Genomic DNA, 15,285 nt, shown 5'->3' on the forward strand with positions numbered 1-15,285 from the left:
TGTTATTATCAGCGTCCAGCTGAGGTATCCTTATGTTTGGATTTTTATGCCGATATTTTTGAAACATTTGTGCTGCTGAGACTGTAAAGAGGTAGATTTGCTTAATAAAAACAAAAAACTTAAGGGTCGCTTTTACTGGGCTTTGCTGCTGACGGGCGCTCTAGCCGGGCTGGCAGTTATGCTCTATCTGGACAACACAATCCGTTCAACTTTTGCCGGAAAAAAATGGTTGGTGCCTTCGACTGTTTATGCGCGTCCGCTGGAAATATATCAGGGGGCGCAGTTAACAGCTGCAGATTTAAAAACGGAACTGAACCTGCTGGGGTATCATTTTGTATCCCAGCTTAACAAACCCGGACAGGCTGTTTTCAGTACTAATAAAGTAAAAATATACACTCCTGGATTTCAGTTCAGTGACGAGCTTGAGCCTGCCCGTAAGATAGAATTAACCCTGAAAAATGGTGTGATAACTGCTCTTAATAGTGATGACGGAGCAGCATTACTGCGCCTGGAACCTGCAGTGATCGGCGGTATTTACCCGGCTCATAATGAAGACCGATTACTGGTACAGTTGTCTGAAGTGCCGCTTTCACTGCAGAAAATGCTGGTGGCTGTTGAAGATGCTGGTTTTTATGAGCACTATGGTATTTCATTGCGCGGTATTATCCGTGCAGCAGCTGCCAATATTAAAAAGGGCGGTATTTCCCAGGGGGCTTCGACACTGACCCAGCAGCTGATTAAAAATTATTACCTTAGCTCAGAGCAGACGCTGTCACGCAAGGCGCAGGAAGCATTGATGGCACTGCTGCTGGAGATGCGTTTCAGTAAAGATGAAATTTTAGAGGGGTATATTAATGAAATTTACCTTGGTCAGGACGGACCGCGTGCTATTCATGGTTTTGGTTTAGCCAGTCAGTATTACTTTCGACGTCCCTTGGCCGATCTGCCGCTGGATCAGCAGGCACTGCTGGTTGCTTTAGTGCGCGGAGCGAGTTATTACAATCCCTGGCGCAACCCTGAACGCGCCTTAAATCGTCGTAATTTAGTATTGGATATCGCGGTACGCGAAAACACTCTAGATACTGCTTCAGCTGAGCAGGCAAAAAAACAGCCGCTGGGGATCGGTGAGCGCAGCGCTGCCGGCAGTAAACGTTATCCGGCTTATCTGGATCTGGTACGCCGTCAGCTGCTGCGGGATTATAAAGTCGAAGATCTTAATTCTACCGGCCTGTCTATTTTTACTCACTTTGATCCCCTGGTGCAGGAAAGCGCCCAGTCCAGTCTGAAAAAAGTGCTTACTAAACAGGAGTCTGCCGGACACGGTGCAGAGCTTGAAGGTGCAGTGGTGGTTACTAGCCCGAATACCGGTGCGGTGATTGCGGTTGTCGGCGGACGTGACGGCAGTTATGCCGGTTTCAACCGTGCGCTGGATGCATCCCGCCAGGTCGGCTCGTTAATTAAACCTGCTGTTTATCTGACTGCGCTTGAACAGCCTGAAGTATATAATCTCGCCACGCCGCTCAGTGATGATCCCTTTACTCTGACACAGGGTAACGGCAGACAGTGGTCACCGAAAAATTATGACAAAAAGAGTCATGGTGAGGTGCTGCTGTATAAGGCGTTAGCAAATTCATATAATCAGGCAACGGCACGCCTGGGTAATACCATAGGTCTGGATAAGATATCTGATACGCTGCATCGCCTTGGAGCAGAGCCGCGTGACAAGGCTCTACCGTCGCTTACCTTGGGTGCTGTAGATATGGCGCCCATTGAGGTTGCGCAGATCTATCAGACTCTTTCAGCGGATGGTTTTTATACGCCTTTGATGACCATTAATTCGGTTACAAAACCCGGAGGTAAGGTGTTAACCCGTTATCCGCTGCAGGTCGAACAGCGCTTTGAGGCTGATTCAATCTACCTGCTGCGTTATGCAATGCAGGCGGTGACTCATGAAGGTACTGCTAAAGCGCTGCAGCGGCTGCTGCCCGAATTCGCAGTCGCCGGTAAAACCGGGACCACTAATGATCTGCGTGACAGTTGGTTTGCCGGTTTTTCCGGTGATATGATGGCGGTTGTCTGGTTAGGGCGTGACGATAATAAGAATACCGGATTAACCGGCTCCAGCGGTGCGCTGCGGGTCTGGGCGGATATCTTTGCGCAGCGCTCAGACCTGCCTGTGCAGAATTTACCGCCGCAGGATATCATCATAAGCTGGGTTGATCGAGACAGTGGCCTGGGTAGTCAGGAGTCCTGTGATAATGCACTTCCGGTGCCTTTTATTAACGGGTTTCAGCCTCAAGAGGAAATCCGCTGCAGCCGCGGAGTGGATAAAATTATCGACTGGTTCAGCGATTTAATAAAATAGATAAGAGATAACTTGTGAATTTACTTAAAAAATCAGCTCTGCTGTGTTTACCGTGGTTTTTAGCCGCCTGTTCAACGCTGCCGCAGGATAAACAAGCGCCGGCAAAGACTCAGGCGCCGGAACCGATAGTTAAACCTCAGCCGGCACCGGTCGACAGTGCCGCTGAAGCGCCGGGTGCAGTTGCTTCTTTATTGGAGCGGGCCGAACAGCAGGAAGATAACCAGAACCGCGCAGCCGCTATTGCTTCTCTGGAGAGGGCGATTCGCATTGCCCCGCGTTACCCGGAAAGTTATTACCGCCTGGCCGAACTGTATTACAAGCAGGGCAGTGATAATTTAGCGCGAACGCTTGCGCAGAAATCTATTAGCCTGGGGGCGGAAGGCATGCTTCGCAGGCAGGCACAAGCGCTGCTGGATCTAAGCACTGCGCAGTAAGTCTTAATAGTTTGTTTTTAAGTGAGTCTGCAGTTAATTCTTCCTGCGCGTATTAAGTACTTTTTTAATGTAGCGGGACAATGGAGTTTCCATTAGTTCTTCCGTGTTAGACGCATCTCAATTAACTGGTGTTCACCCACTTTTTCAACCTGTTTAATATAATTAAAGCCGAACGTTTTATAATATTCTTTTAGATATTCATGAGCGTGGATCTCTATGCTGTTTATATTTAACTGCCCGGCTTTAACTAATAATGATTCGATAAGCTCAGCTGCGATTCCCTTACCTCTATGGGCTTTTGTTATAGCCACTCGAGCCATCACGGCCTTATTATTTTCCAGCAGAGCCAGCCTGGCTGAACCGACAGCGCTATCATTTATATATGCCAGTGCATGGTATGAATGTTTATCAAGCCCGTCTAAATCTAATTCTAAGGGGATGCCTTGTTCTTGGACAAATACTTCATAACGTATTTTTTGAGAAATTTCGATTGAGTCCTGATTTTTATCTACAACAATTTTCACCTTCATATCACCCCAGAGAGTTGATGCTTATAACTGTTAGAGCTTCACCTTCACGTCTAGAAGCTGTTCAGCTCAGAATTTGCTGATTTTTGTATCTTAAATGATAACGGGGATAAATACACATATCAGCAAAAATTTTGCTGTTCAGTGTTTTAATTATAAATGTGTCAATCACCTTGTGTTGATGTTTTGTTTTGTATATCATCGCGTTGATTTTTACCGGCTTTATGTTTGATTGTTTTTTTGTCTGTTTTTAGGCAGATAGATGAGCTGGTTTAGCAGTGTAATTATTTTTTACCCCTTTAAAAATACAATTTATTAAAATAAGGAATGTTTTATATGGACACTATTTCTACTGAAATAGAGCAGGCGGCTGCCGGCAGCAGGGAAAAATTAGCTTTCGAATTTCGTGGTGACGGTACTGAGTACTTTAAAATATGGATCGTCAATGTACTGCTGACAATTGTCACCCTGGGTATTTATTCTGCCTGGGCAAAAGTTAGAACTAACCAGTACTTTTATTCTAATTTGTACCTTAATAATTCCAACTTTAGTTATTTAGCTGATCCTGTCGTAATATTAAAAGGGCGGGTTATTGCTGTTATCGCATTTATTATTTTTCAAGCAGTATCACAAACCAACCCGGCGGCTGGTCTTGTTTTGTTAGCACTGCTGTTTATTTCAATGCCCTATTTTGTGAATAAATCACTTGAATTTAATCATCGCATGTCGGCTTACGCAAATATTCAGTTTCGTTTTAAGGGCTCTTATGGTCAGGCTGCTATGGTAATTTTTATCTGGCCTTTACTTGGTGTTTTAACGCTGGGAATTTTATTACCCTTAGCTATTTTAAAGTCTAACGAATATGTGATTAATAACAGCGCTTACGGGACAAGCAAGTTTAGTTTTCAAGCGACTTATAAAGACTATGCAGTGATATTTTTGACTGCAATTGGTATCGCCTTTGCCTGCGCTGTACCTATTGTTATTATTAGTTATTTTATTCCTGCACTGTCTTTTTTATCCATGTTTCTTGTGATGTGTGCTTACTTTGCAGTGATCGTTTATTTCAGCGTATCAGCGGGTAATCTATTTTATAAAAGCACCTCTCTTTTAGATCATGGTTTTGAAGCAGATTTTACTATGGCTGCTTTAACTAAAGTCATTTTATTAAACCTGTTCTTTACCTTAATTACCTTCGGTTTATACCTTCCGGCAGCAAAAGTAAGAATAGCCAAATATATTAGTTCTTGTTTAGTTATGCATGCGGCGGGAGATTTACAAGGATTTTCTGCAGCAGAAAAAGAAAATGTCAGCGCGCTTGGTGAAGAGTTTGGACAAGTATTTGATTTCGCATAAATAAGAATCATTAATCATATGTATATTTCAGGTATTTATTTAGATGGAAAGACCAGCAGACGCCATAAAGTGCGTTTGCTGGCTGTGAATAACAGTGAACTGCTCAGTTTTGTGAAAGATGAAGAAGGTCAGGCGAACATTGACTCTATAGATTCTGAAACACTCTTTTCAGTGGAATTTTCACAGTTAAAAATTAGTGCTCCGCTTGGTAATACGCCAAGAGAAATTTCTTTTGGTGATAATGAGTTATTTATTACTGAAGATCATAGTGGTATTTCGCAGCTAGCTGCTGTTTTCAGCCAGTCAAAATCTACTTCTCTGCTGCATAAGTTAGAAACAAATTTATCCTTTGTACTGCTTTTTACTTTTGCGGCGGCTGCAATTGTCTGGGCAACGTTTGCTTACGGCATCCCTAAGCTGTCTGAAACTATTGCTTATCAGTTACCGGAATTTGCTGCTGAAAACAGCGCCAGCAGCATGGCGCTTCTTGATGCAACACTCTTTGAGCCTTCGGAGCTTGATGAATCGCGCCGTCAGCATATAGAGTATTTATTTCGGCCTTATATTAAAGCTCACGCAAGATTAAAGCCTAAGCTTGTATTTCGATCGGGAATGGGAGCTAATGCGCTTGCATTACCCGGAGGAGAAATAGTTTTTACTGATGAGCTGGTTGAATTAACGGAAAGTGATGATGAGTTGTTAGCTGTACTTTTTCATGAATTAGGCCATCTTGAGCATAAACATATGTTACGGCGCATGCTCCAGGGCTCGATGGTGAGTCTTGCGGTAATATTTATTACTGGTGATGTTGAAACATTTGATTTAATTACCGGTTTGCCGACATTATTAGTGGATTTATCTTATTCTCGAGAGTTTGAAACAGAAGCGGATACCTATGCGCTGGATCAGCTTCACGGTTTTGATCTGCCGCTTGACAGCTTTATTCTTATTATGCAGCGCTTAGAGAACAAGAAGGAACAGTCAAGGCTATTAAAGTATTCAAAATCAGAGTTTTTATCTACTCATCCAACAACGAAGCAAAGAGTTGAATTTGCCGAGCAGTATAAAAATAAACTTCAAGCCCATTAGAAAATACGACGGCTGTGCTGCTCTAGCTGGTAGTTTTACTTGCTAGAGCATTTTTTAATTATCTCCATCCATAACATATCTACACACTGATCAGAAAACTCACCCAGAATATCTATAGCATCTCTATATTTTTCAATGCCTTCAACATTTTTAATAGCATGACGAATAAGATGTTTTCGATTTATAAATGTGGGGTGTGCGGCACTTTCAGCTTCTTCAAAATGTTTATTTTTTTTGCCCAAAGTATAGCGGGAGTATCTGGCACACAGGATCATGGCGGAATAAAACAGTTCGACTGCAGTATATGAAAGAACCACGTCTCTGCCGTCGGAGTTAAGCGCCTGTAAGGCTAAAAGCGCGCCTAAAAAGTCTGCTTCATATTCTTTAGTATGCTGATCACTTAGATCATCTTCGATAGCAGAGTTTATTACTGCAAACTGAAGCTCTTTATCTAAATGCCCTGAACAGAGGTGGCCGAATTCATGGCCGACGATCATCAGCTGCATGCCGTCTTTGAGTACATTAATTAACGGCAGATAATCCTCTGGAGCCTGATATGCTTTTGTCTCTACAGGCCTTTTATTTACACAAAAACAATGTAGAAGATCCTGAACTCTGTCTACACATTGATTGTTGTTATTTTCGATATGAGACTTTAGCTTCGCTAGTTCAACGGAGTACTTAACATTATCATCTTCATTGACGCTGATAGGTAAACACAAGGAAAAAGCCTTGGAAAACAGATGACAAAATGTAAATAAGTGAGAATCAAAAAGTAAAAAAACTTTCGATGAACCAGGAAGTTTTAATGCTGATGCATTGCCTTCTCCAGTAGGCAGGGATGTAAAACAGGGAACCTGTTGATTATTCAGCGCAAGTATTTCTGCAGAACTCTTTATTTTATTCATCAGGGCAGAAACAATAGAATATTGTAATAATGAATCATATTTAGTGGGAACTGCAATTTTTGAACTAAATAGATGTTCAATCTCCGAGCCTGTTTCCTCTTGTGAAAAAAGTTCAGCAGACTGGGATTTCAGATTTTCTATCCCCAGCTTGTTTTCTGTTTGTGCATCTATAAGCCACTGCTCAGCGGCAGAGCCAAAGCTTCCATTTGAGATATACTCTTCTAAGCATTTATAGTCTGGATTGGATTCGGATAAATACTCGATTTTCATATTACCCCGTTAGTGATCTGGGTTTAGACATAATATAACTATAGAGGGGTTTGTTAATTGTGGGGAATACAGACGTTTAAAGCTTTAGCTTTGCAATTGTCAAAGTTGATGCAGGTTCTGCGTGTTACTTCTTCGACGAACTTGACGTAGAGAGGTCTTGTACTTGGCCTTTAAAAGCAAAATACAAGATCTTCTCCTGTTTTTCTTCCGGCTGCAGTGACGGCTCTTATTATGTGTCTGATGTCCCGCAAATAACCGAAGCGTACATAATTTCTACGGCATTATCAGGGACTTCCTCGTCAATAAGCGTGACAAGACCTTGAAAGAATACCTGCTCTTCACATGACGGGCACGTTGCTGTATATGTTTTGCTTACATCAAATAAGCCGCGAAATACACCAATAAACGGCTTACCGCAGTTCTCACACTCTATTTTGGTAACGGAATTAGTCATAGTATTTCCCCTCAAAAAAGATTCATTTTAAAAATAAACTTTAGTTCTGTTTTCTCCGTTTATCAAATGGTTATGTTCTATAGAGGGGGGGGATTATCAAAACAAGGAAAATTTCATATTTGTAGCGGGGGGACAAAAAAGCCCCAAGCTATTCTAATAACTTGAGGCTTTATAAATGTATAAATCAGCTCGAATAAATCGAGCAGATACTATTACATAATACGCTGACCTGGTTTTGCACCGTCATCAGGATTCAGGATATGGATCTCTTTACCGCCTGGACCTGCCGCTAATACCATACCTTCAGATAAACCAAACTTCATCTTGCGTGGTGCTAAATTCGCAACCATCACAGTTAGTTTACCTTCAAGGTCTTCTGGATTATAAGCTGATTTAATACCGGCAAATACTGTACGTGTTTCACCGCCTAAATCTAAAGTCAGTTTCAGCAGTTTGTTTGCTTTCGGCACATGCTCGGCTTTGGCGATTAATGCTACACGTAAATCCGTTTTAGCAAAGGTATCAAAATCAATCTCCGGTGCCAGCGGTTCTTTATCAAGCTCAGATTTAGATGCTTCAAGCTCAGCGGCAGCAGCAGCTGCTTTGGCTGCTTTATCCGCTTCGATACTGTCTTTTGATGCATCAACCATAGCTTCAACATGTTTCGGATCGATACGCTGGAATAACGCTTTGAACTTATTAATTTTGTGACCGGCCAGCGGTGCTTTAATGATTTCCCAGTCCAGTGTTTCCGCCAGGAAGTCTTCACTGCGCGCAGCCAGTTTCGGCATAATTGGTTTCAGGTAAGTCATTAACACACGGAACAGATTGATACCCATTGAACAGATATCCTGTACTTCCAGTTCTTTACCTTCCTGTTTAGCTAATGCCCACGGTGCTTTATCATCAATATATTTATTGGCGTGATCAGCCAGTGTCATAATTTCACGAATCGCACGGGCAAAATCACGCTGCTCAAACAGTGCGGCAATGTTTTCACCTGCATCAATAAACGACTGGTATAACTCCGGCTCGGCAACGGTTTCTGATAACTGGCCGTCATATTTTTTAGCAATGAAACCGGCTGTACGAGAAGCAAGATTCACTAATTTATTAACTACATCCGAGTTTACACGCTGGGTGAAATCCTCAAGATTAAGATCTAAATCGTCAATACGGCTGGTTAATTTAGCCGCATAATAATAGCGTAAGCACTCAGGATCGAGATTATCTAAGTAAGTACTCGCTTTGATGAAAGTACCTTTAGACTTAGACATTTTCGCACCGTTTACTGTTACATAACCATGTACATTTACGCCCGTAGGTTTACGGAAACCAGAGCCCTCTAAAACAGCAGGCCAGAATAAGCTGTGGAAGTTAACTATGTCTTTACCGATGAAGTGATACAGCTCAGTGGTGCTGTCTTTTTTCCAGTATTCGTCAAAATCAAGACCGGCTGTTTTATCACAAAGGTGCTTGAAGCTGCCCATGTAACCGATTGGTGCGTCTAACCATACATAGAAGTATTTACCCGGCGCATCTGGAATTTCAAAACCAAAGTAAGGCGCATCACGAGTGATATCCCACTGTTTTAAACCGTATTCAAACCATTCACCAACTTTGTTAGCCATTTCAGTCTGCAGTGCGCCTGATTTAGTCCAGACTTTTAACATATCTTCAAACTGCGGCAGATCGAAAAAGAAATGCTCAGTATCTTTCATTACTGGTGTTGCACCAGAAACCGCAGATTTTGGATTAATCATCTCTGTCGGGCTGTAAGTTGCGCCGCAGTTATCACAGTTGTCACCGTACTGATCTTCAGACTTACATTTCGGACAGGTTCCTTTTACAAAACGATCCGGCAGAAACATCTCTTTTTCAGGATCAAACAGCTGTGAGATCGTTTTTGTTTTGATAAAACCATTTTCACGCAGTGCGATATAAATCTGCGAAGACAGCTCTTTATTCTCATCGCTATGCGTACTGTGGTAGTTATCAAAGCTGATATCAAAGCCGTTAAAATCACTTTCGTGAGAAGCTTTAATCTCGGCAATCATCTCTTCAGGTTTAATGCCCATCTCTTGTGCTTTAAGCATAATAGGTGTGCCGTGTGCGTCGTCAGCACAAATAAAATGGATGTTATTACCACGTAAACGCTGGAAACGAACCCAGATGTCAGCTTGAACGTGCTCCAGCATATGACCTAAATGGATTGGACCATTTGCATAGGGCAGGGCACAGGTGACAAGGATCTTACGGTCTTGATTTGCCATTTTATTTTTTATTCCTTTTGGATAAGCCTAAATTTTTGAGGGAGCAATTCTACCCAAAATTAACGGGAAATCCCACACTTATATAGGGTCAGGTGATCACCTGTTTTATTTAAGGGTGAAATAGGTGTCTTATTTGTTAAACTGCTGATATACCCGTTATCATTCAATATGCAAAAATCAGCAAGCCGTGAGGTGAACAGGTTCTAGGCGTGAAGATGAAGATCTAACGGGTATCTATCTGAATTTGAAAAGGGCAAAACATGTTGTTTAATAAAAAAGATCTCGCCGAACAGGTAACTGACTGTTTAAGCGCAGCTGATTCAGCCAATATTGTTAATAAACTGGCAGAAAATAAGCGCATTAAATTTGACCGGGATTCTGCGCAGATCTCTCTAAATTTACCCTTTTATGCCCCGCAGTGGTTAAGTTTATTACAGGAGACTTGTGCTGCTGAATTACAGAAAATCATATCTAAACCGGTAAGCTGGCAGGTCAAATATCAGGTTGCCGCGCTGCAGAAAAACAGCAGTAAAACAACTCTGCCTAATATTAAAAACATTCTGGTGGTGGCATCGGGTAAAGGCGGGGTGGGTAAATCAACCGTGAGTGTTAATCTTGCTTTAGCTTTAGCAGAAAACGGCGCTAAAGTCGGCATGTTAGATGCGGATATTTACGGCCCCTCGATTCCAACTATGCTGGGAGTAAAGGATGCTCAGCCGAGCAGCGCCGACGGAAAACTAATGCAGCCGATAGAAGCGCATGGCTTAGCCTGTAACAGCATTGGATTTTTAGTTGCCGAAGAAGATGCGATGATCTGGCGCGGTCCTATGGCTAGTAAAGCATTAGCACAGGTATTAAATGAAACCGACTGGCCGGAGCTTGATTATTTAGTGGTTGATATGCCGCCGGGTACCGGAGATATTCAGCTGACTATGTCTCAGAATGTGCCGGTGACTAGTGCGTTAGTGGTCACTACGCCGCAGGATATTGCATTAACTGATGCTAAAAAAGGCATCAGCATGTTTAACAAGGTTGCCGTAAATGTTGCCGGCATTGTTGAAAATATGAGTCTTTATTCCTGCAGTCAGTGCGGTCATCAGGAAGCTATTTTTGGTACCGGCGGCGGTAAAAAATTAGCTGAACAGTTTGATCTGCCATTTTTAGGTGCGCTGCCGCTGCATATCAGTTATCGCGAAGATACTGACCAGGGTATACCGACGGTTGCAAAAAATGAGAAAAGTGAACTGATATCTCCCTATTTATCGCTGGCGGAAAATCTATCTATTAATTTATACCGTGATTTAAACCAGGCGATAGAGCAGATTTCTATTACTGAATTAAAGTAATAGCAAATCCGATAATTATCTATTCATTTATGCTGGTTAAAATGAATGCTAGTCAAACACAAATAACATTTGTGTTTTGGTTATTGATTTTGTAATTAGAACAACTAGTTACTGCAATCAATGCCTTGCTTTCATCCATCTTTCCTACGCTTAAATAGATCACCCAATTAACGGAATTGGTATAACAGTAGTCTTAACAAGAGAGAGAGTATGGCAAATATTGAATTTTCAAGAGAGCAGAAAACCTTATTGGTAGCGCAGATTCAAAAGTATTTTGATCAGGAGTTAGATCAGGAGATCGGTGATTTTGATGCGGAATTCTTACTGGATTTTTTCAGTGAAAAAGTAGGGGGCTATTATTATAACCAGGGACTTCATGATGCACGGGCATTATTAGACGATAAGTTAGATACCATTACAGAATCATTTTATGAGCTGGAGAAAGTGACGGACTTTAATTAAGATTTAAAATCAGTAGTATAATTCATTAAATAGTTTCGTTTATCTCATGAAATATTAACTAAGGATAGTTAACATGCTTTTTGTGATTAAACATAAATATATACCCCTGCATATACTACTGTGTTATTTATGGATCTACTCCTGCCCGGTCAGTGCACAGCCGCACTGGCAGCAGGAAAGTTATATCAGCAGCAGTTTTCTTGAAATTGCACTTAAGCACGAATACCCCAGTAACAAAAAATCGAATTTCAGCCGCTGGAAGCGTCCGCTGAAAATATTTATAAAAAGCGAGTTAGGCAGCGCAGATCTGCAGCGCCGCTTGTATTCAGTTCAGGCCGCTCATCTGCAGAGCATTACCGGACACCCTATCTATTTTGTGGAGTCTGAAGCACAGGCAAATGTGATTGTTGTTTTTACTTCTGCCGCTAATATGAAAGCAGATATCCTTAAACATATAAAAATTAAAAATTTAGATGAAATTTTAAAGACTGCATTTTGTCTGGCAAATTACCAGATAAACTCAAAGCAGGAAATTATAGGCGGTTTAATTGTTATTCCCGTTGATAAAACACGTCAGGACGGGCGGTTAGTGGAATGTGTTGTTGAAGAGTTAACTCAGTTAATGGGCCTGCCTAATGATTCTGAGCTGGTTTATCCGTCAATATTTAATGACCGCAGTATCGACAGCTACCTCACGGGATTAGATTATCTGTTATTAAAAATAGCCTATCACCCGAAATTAAAACCCGGCATGACAGATTCCCAAGTTCGTGTACAGCTTCCTGCTATATTAAAGCAGCTGCGCTCTCATAATGAGATAAAACAAGCGCAGCAGCGGGTTTTACATAACAGCATGAAGAGCTGGGTCGGTGAGTGATATTGCCCCTGGTAATATAGTGATCCTTTAAGACCGGTATTTTCCTTTATCTTTCTGTATATTAAATGTAGAAAAACAGTATCAGGATCAAATTAATTCTAAGCTTAACTGCACTAAAATAGCGGCCCTAACTGAGCATGCCCGCCGGCTGATTCTGTTAATTAATAAGTCTTTGTTATTTTATGAGTAAATTATGCGATCGAAAATGTTTAAAAATGTATGTTCCAGTCTGTTACTAGCAGCGGTTTTTCTGAGTACGCCTGCTTTTTCTAAAAACCACTGTACGGATGTTAATTTCAAAAAAGCTGCTCGAACAGTTGCTGGCAGCGAAACACGTATTGCTAAGCCGTTTGATCTATATAATGAAGGAATTGATAATAAACCGGCATTTATATTATCTAAGGATAAAAATATTGACCAGGTGGCGAATATTTATATGTTCGGCTCAGATATGCTCAAAAAGGAGTTTAAAGAGCATCAGGACAGCGTTGATAAGTTCTTGAAAAAACTGCATCAGGCATCCCTGTCAGCTGAAAGTGCAGAGAAGGTTTTCTCTAATTCTATTGATCAATGGTATAGGATCCGCAACTCCTGTATGAAGCATGACAGTATAGAAAAAGCAAATATTGCCCAGGAGGGGATTAATCTGATGTCTGAATATGGTGCGGATACAAAACGTTTAATAGAGAAGATAGAAACACAGGTTTCTATTTATAATAAAGAAAAAAAATTATTACAAGCGGGCAAGGAATCAGCCCTGCAGCAGCTTAAAGAGATGAATTAAAGCCGGGCGGCTGTAATACGAACTGCAGCCGCGAATCCCTTAATCATATTTATTATTAAAAGTGATCTTTCTATAGATGCTTAACGGCTAGGATAATAAAGGTAAGGTGCATATTTATTCTGCTTTGATGTTTGTGTATTCACTTTATTGAGTTTTACGCAGTACTTACTACCATTATTATCCCCCTCGTATTAACCTTCCTAATTTAAATTAATAGATTAACGTCTGTATAAAAAGTAATCTCAAAGGCCTTTTTTTTAGAAATACTGTTAAGTCAAGTCGATAAATTATTCCCAGAATTGATCAAGGTTCGCTTTTAGATGTGAATTTACTGATAGATTTCTGGGCTGATCTAATGATGGATAATAGAATTAATGGAGATAAATATGCATTTTAATAAAAACCTGCTTACTGCAGCGTTACTGGCGGGTAGTTTTCTGGGAGCGAGTTTCAGTGCATCGGCTGCCGTAGTTCCAGAAGGGGTTAAATTAGCTGCTAAGCAGGAGCTTATTCGTGGTAACGGCACAGAAGTTGCCTCTCTAGACCCGCAGAAAACTGAAGGGGTGCCTGAATCGCATGTTATCCGTGATCTTTTAGAAGGCCTGGTTAATCAGGATGCAAATGGTAAGACTATTCCCGGTGTTGCACAGAGCTGGGAAACACTCGACAATAAAACTTTTACTTTCCACCTTCGCAAAAATGCAAAATGGTCGAATGGTGACCCGGTTACCGCACATGACTTCGTTTACAGTTTTCAGCGGGCTGTAGATCCGGCAACTGCCTCTCCTTACTCCTGGTATCTTGAAATGACCACCATGGTTAATGCCGATGAAATTATTGCCGGTAAAAAAGACAAAAGCACCTTAGGCGTAAAAGCTGTTGACGATTATACCTTTGAAGTAAAACTAGACAGTGCAGTACCTTACTTTGTGATGATGATGGGTCATACAACTGTTAAACCCGTGCATAAAGCAACAGTTGAAAAATATGGTGATAAATGGACTAAAGCTGAAAACTTTGTCGGCAACGGTGCATTTGTTGTTAATAACTGGGTAGTGAATGAACGCATTGAACTGGTGCCGAATAAGCAGTACTGGGATAATTCGAATACGGTCTTAACTAAAGTCACTTTCTTACCGATTGAAAATCAGGTTGCAGAAATGAACCGTTTCCTTTCCGGTGAGCTGGATATGACCTATGAAGTGCCGAACGAACATTTTAGACGTCTGAAGAAAGAGCATTCTGATTCAGTTGCGATAAAAGGTAACCTTTGTACTTATTATTATAACTTTAATACTCATAAGCCTCCGTTTAATGATGTGCGTGTCCGTAAAGCCGTTTCTTATGCGATTGACCGTGATGTTGTTTCCAAAATATTACTAGGTCAAGGTCAGAAACCTGCGTATTTCTTAACACCGGAAATTATTTCTGATTTCACCCCTGAGCTTCCTGCTTACGGTAAACTGACTCAGAAAGAGCGTAATAGCAAAGCGAAAGCCCTGTTAGCTGAGGCTGGTTATAACGAAGCAAATCCGCTTAAATTCTCTCTGCTTTACAATACCAGTGAGAATCATAAAAAATTAGCGGTAGCAATCGGCTCAATGTGGAAGAAAACACTGAACATTGATGTGACCCTTGAAAACCAGGAGTGGAAAACTTACCTGGAGACTAAAAAACTGGGTAACTTTGAAGCTGCTCGTGCCGGCTGGTGTGGTGATTATAACGAACCGTCAACTTTTACTTCTCTGATGGAAGGCTCTAATACAACCGGCGGTATTCACTATAAAAGCGCTGCTTACGACAGCTTAATCAAACAGGCTATTGAAACAACATCTGCGGATGAGCGTGAGAAATTATATTACGCACAGGAAGCTCTGCTGACTGAAGATATGCCGATTGCACCTATTTATCAGTACGTTACAACACGTCTGGTTAATCCTCATGTAGGTGGTTATGCGGTAAATAATGCCGAAGATAAACTTTATTCAAAAGATATGTATATTATCGCGAAATAAATATTTATAAGCTATAAAAGAGGCTATCCAGCCTCTTTTTCATTTACATATAATCAGATTATCTGGTTATAGCCGCTCCGATAAGTAAGTACTCTATTTTGGTGTAGGACATTGCTAACAGCAGT

At 41.3% G+C, this 15,285-nt stretch carries 13 protein-coding genes; 9 read left to right on the plus strand and 4 right to left on the minus strand.

Annotated features, from left to right (window positions below):
* The first annotated feature begins 97 nt into the window (after window positions 1-97).
* Both mrcB and G337_RS0107230 read left to right on the plus strand, forming a co-directional pair.
* Window positions 98-2,365 carry a penicillin-binding protein 1B gene (gene mrcB, locus G337_RS0107225; protein ID WP_028863298.1) on the plus strand — a complete coding sequence of 756 codons (2,268 nt, stop codon included), beginning with the start codon at window positions 98-100 and terminating at the stop codon, window positions 2,363-2,365.
* Window positions 2,366-2,379: 14 nt separating this feature from the next.
* Window positions 2,380-2,799, plus strand: coding sequence for a tetratricopeptide repeat protein (locus G337_RS0107230; protein WP_028863299.1), 420 nt, complete (start codon window positions 2,380-2,382; stop codon window positions 2,797-2,799).
* A 92-nt stretch (window positions 2,800-2,891) separates the two neighbouring features.
* Here the strand turns inward: G337_RS0107230 and G337_RS0107235 are convergent, their stop codons facing one another.
* On the minus strand, window positions 2,892-3,329 hold the full coding sequence (locus G337_RS0107235; RefSeq protein WP_084605307.1) for a GNAT family N-acetyltransferase: 438 nt from the start codon (window positions 3,327-3,329) through the stop codon (window positions 2,892-2,894).
* Window positions 3,330-3,662: 333 nt separating this feature from the next.
* On the opposite strand from G337_RS0107235, the gene G337_RS25770 reads away from it, so the two are divergent.
* On the plus strand, window positions 3,663-4,682 hold the full coding sequence (locus G337_RS25770; protein WP_051303046.1) for a YjgN family protein: 1,020 nt from the start codon (window positions 3,663-3,665) through the stop codon (window positions 4,680-4,682).
* 18 nt (window positions 4,683-4,700) lie between these two features.
* The gene (locus G337_RS25775; RefSeq protein ID WP_051303048.1) at window positions 4,701-5,771 is read left to right on the plus strand and encodes a M48 family metallopeptidase; all 1,071 of its coding nucleotides are present in this window, start codon (window positions 4,701-4,703) and stop codon (window positions 5,769-5,771) included.
* Between the two features lie 35 nt (window positions 5,772-5,806).
* Here the strand turns inward: G337_RS25775 and G337_RS0107250 are convergent, their stop codons facing one another.
* The 3 genes from G337_RS0107250 to metG all read right to left on the minus strand — a co-directional run bounded on the left by G337_RS0107250 (window position 5,807) and on the right by metG (window position 9,676).
* Window positions 5,807-6,949: a hypothetical protein gene (locus G337_RS0107250; RefSeq protein ID WP_028863301.1), complete on the minus strand. Its 1,143-nt coding sequence runs from the start codon at window positions 6,947-6,949 to the stop codon at window positions 5,807-5,809.
* A gap of 229 nt (window positions 6,950-7,178) precedes the next feature.
* A complete protein-coding gene (locus tag G337_RS0107255; RefSeq protein ID WP_028863302.1) occupies window positions 7,179-7,403 on the minus strand; it encodes a hypothetical protein in 225 nt (74 codons plus the stop codon).
* A 212-nt stretch (window positions 7,404-7,615) separates the two neighbouring features.
* Window positions 7,616-9,676 carry a methionine--tRNA ligase gene (metG, locus tag G337_RS0107260; protein ID WP_028863303.1) on the minus strand — a complete coding sequence of 687 codons (2,061 nt, stop codon included), beginning with the start codon at window positions 9,674-9,676 and terminating at the stop codon, window positions 7,616-7,618.
* 260 nt (window positions 9,677-9,936) lie between these two features.
* Between metG and apbC the strand changes: the two genes are divergently transcribed.
* The 5 genes from apbC to G337_RS0107285 all read left to right on the plus strand — a co-directional run bounded on the left by apbC (window position 9,937) and on the right by G337_RS0107285 (window position 15,160).
* Entirely contained in the window at window positions 9,937-11,022 is a 1,086-nt protein-coding gene (apbC, locus tag G337_RS0107265; protein WP_028863304.1) for an iron-sulfur cluster carrier protein ApbC, read from the plus strand.
* Between the two features lie 210 nt (window positions 11,023-11,232).
* Window positions 11,233-11,484: a DUF2164 domain-containing protein gene (locus G337_RS0107270; RefSeq protein WP_028863305.1), complete on the plus strand. Its 252-nt coding sequence runs from the start codon at window positions 11,233-11,235 to the stop codon at window positions 11,482-11,484.
* Between the two features lie 73 nt (window positions 11,485-11,557).
* On the plus strand, window positions 11,558-12,361 hold the full coding sequence (locus G337_RS0107275; protein WP_051303050.1) for a DUF2927 domain-containing protein: 804 nt from the start codon (window positions 11,558-11,560) through the stop codon (window positions 12,359-12,361).
* Window positions 12,362-12,554: 193 nt separating this feature from the next.
* On the plus strand, window positions 12,555-13,145 hold the full coding sequence (locus G337_RS0107280; RefSeq protein ID WP_157619238.1) for a hypothetical protein: 591 nt from the start codon (window positions 12,555-12,557) through the stop codon (window positions 13,143-13,145).
* A gap of 386 nt (window positions 13,146-13,531) precedes the next feature.
* On the plus strand, window positions 13,532-15,160 hold the full coding sequence (locus tag G337_RS0107285; RefSeq protein ID WP_028863308.1) for an ABC transporter substrate-binding protein: 1,629 nt from the start codon (window positions 13,532-13,534) through the stop codon (window positions 15,158-15,160).
* The last annotated feature ends 125 nt before the right edge of the window (window positions 15,161-15,285 follow it).

The organism is Psychromonas aquimarina ATCC BAA-1526, assembly GCF_000428725.1.
Classification (GTDB): domain Bacteria; phylum Pseudomonadota; class Gammaproteobacteria; order Enterobacterales; family Psychromonadaceae; genus Psychromonas; species Psychromonas aquimarina.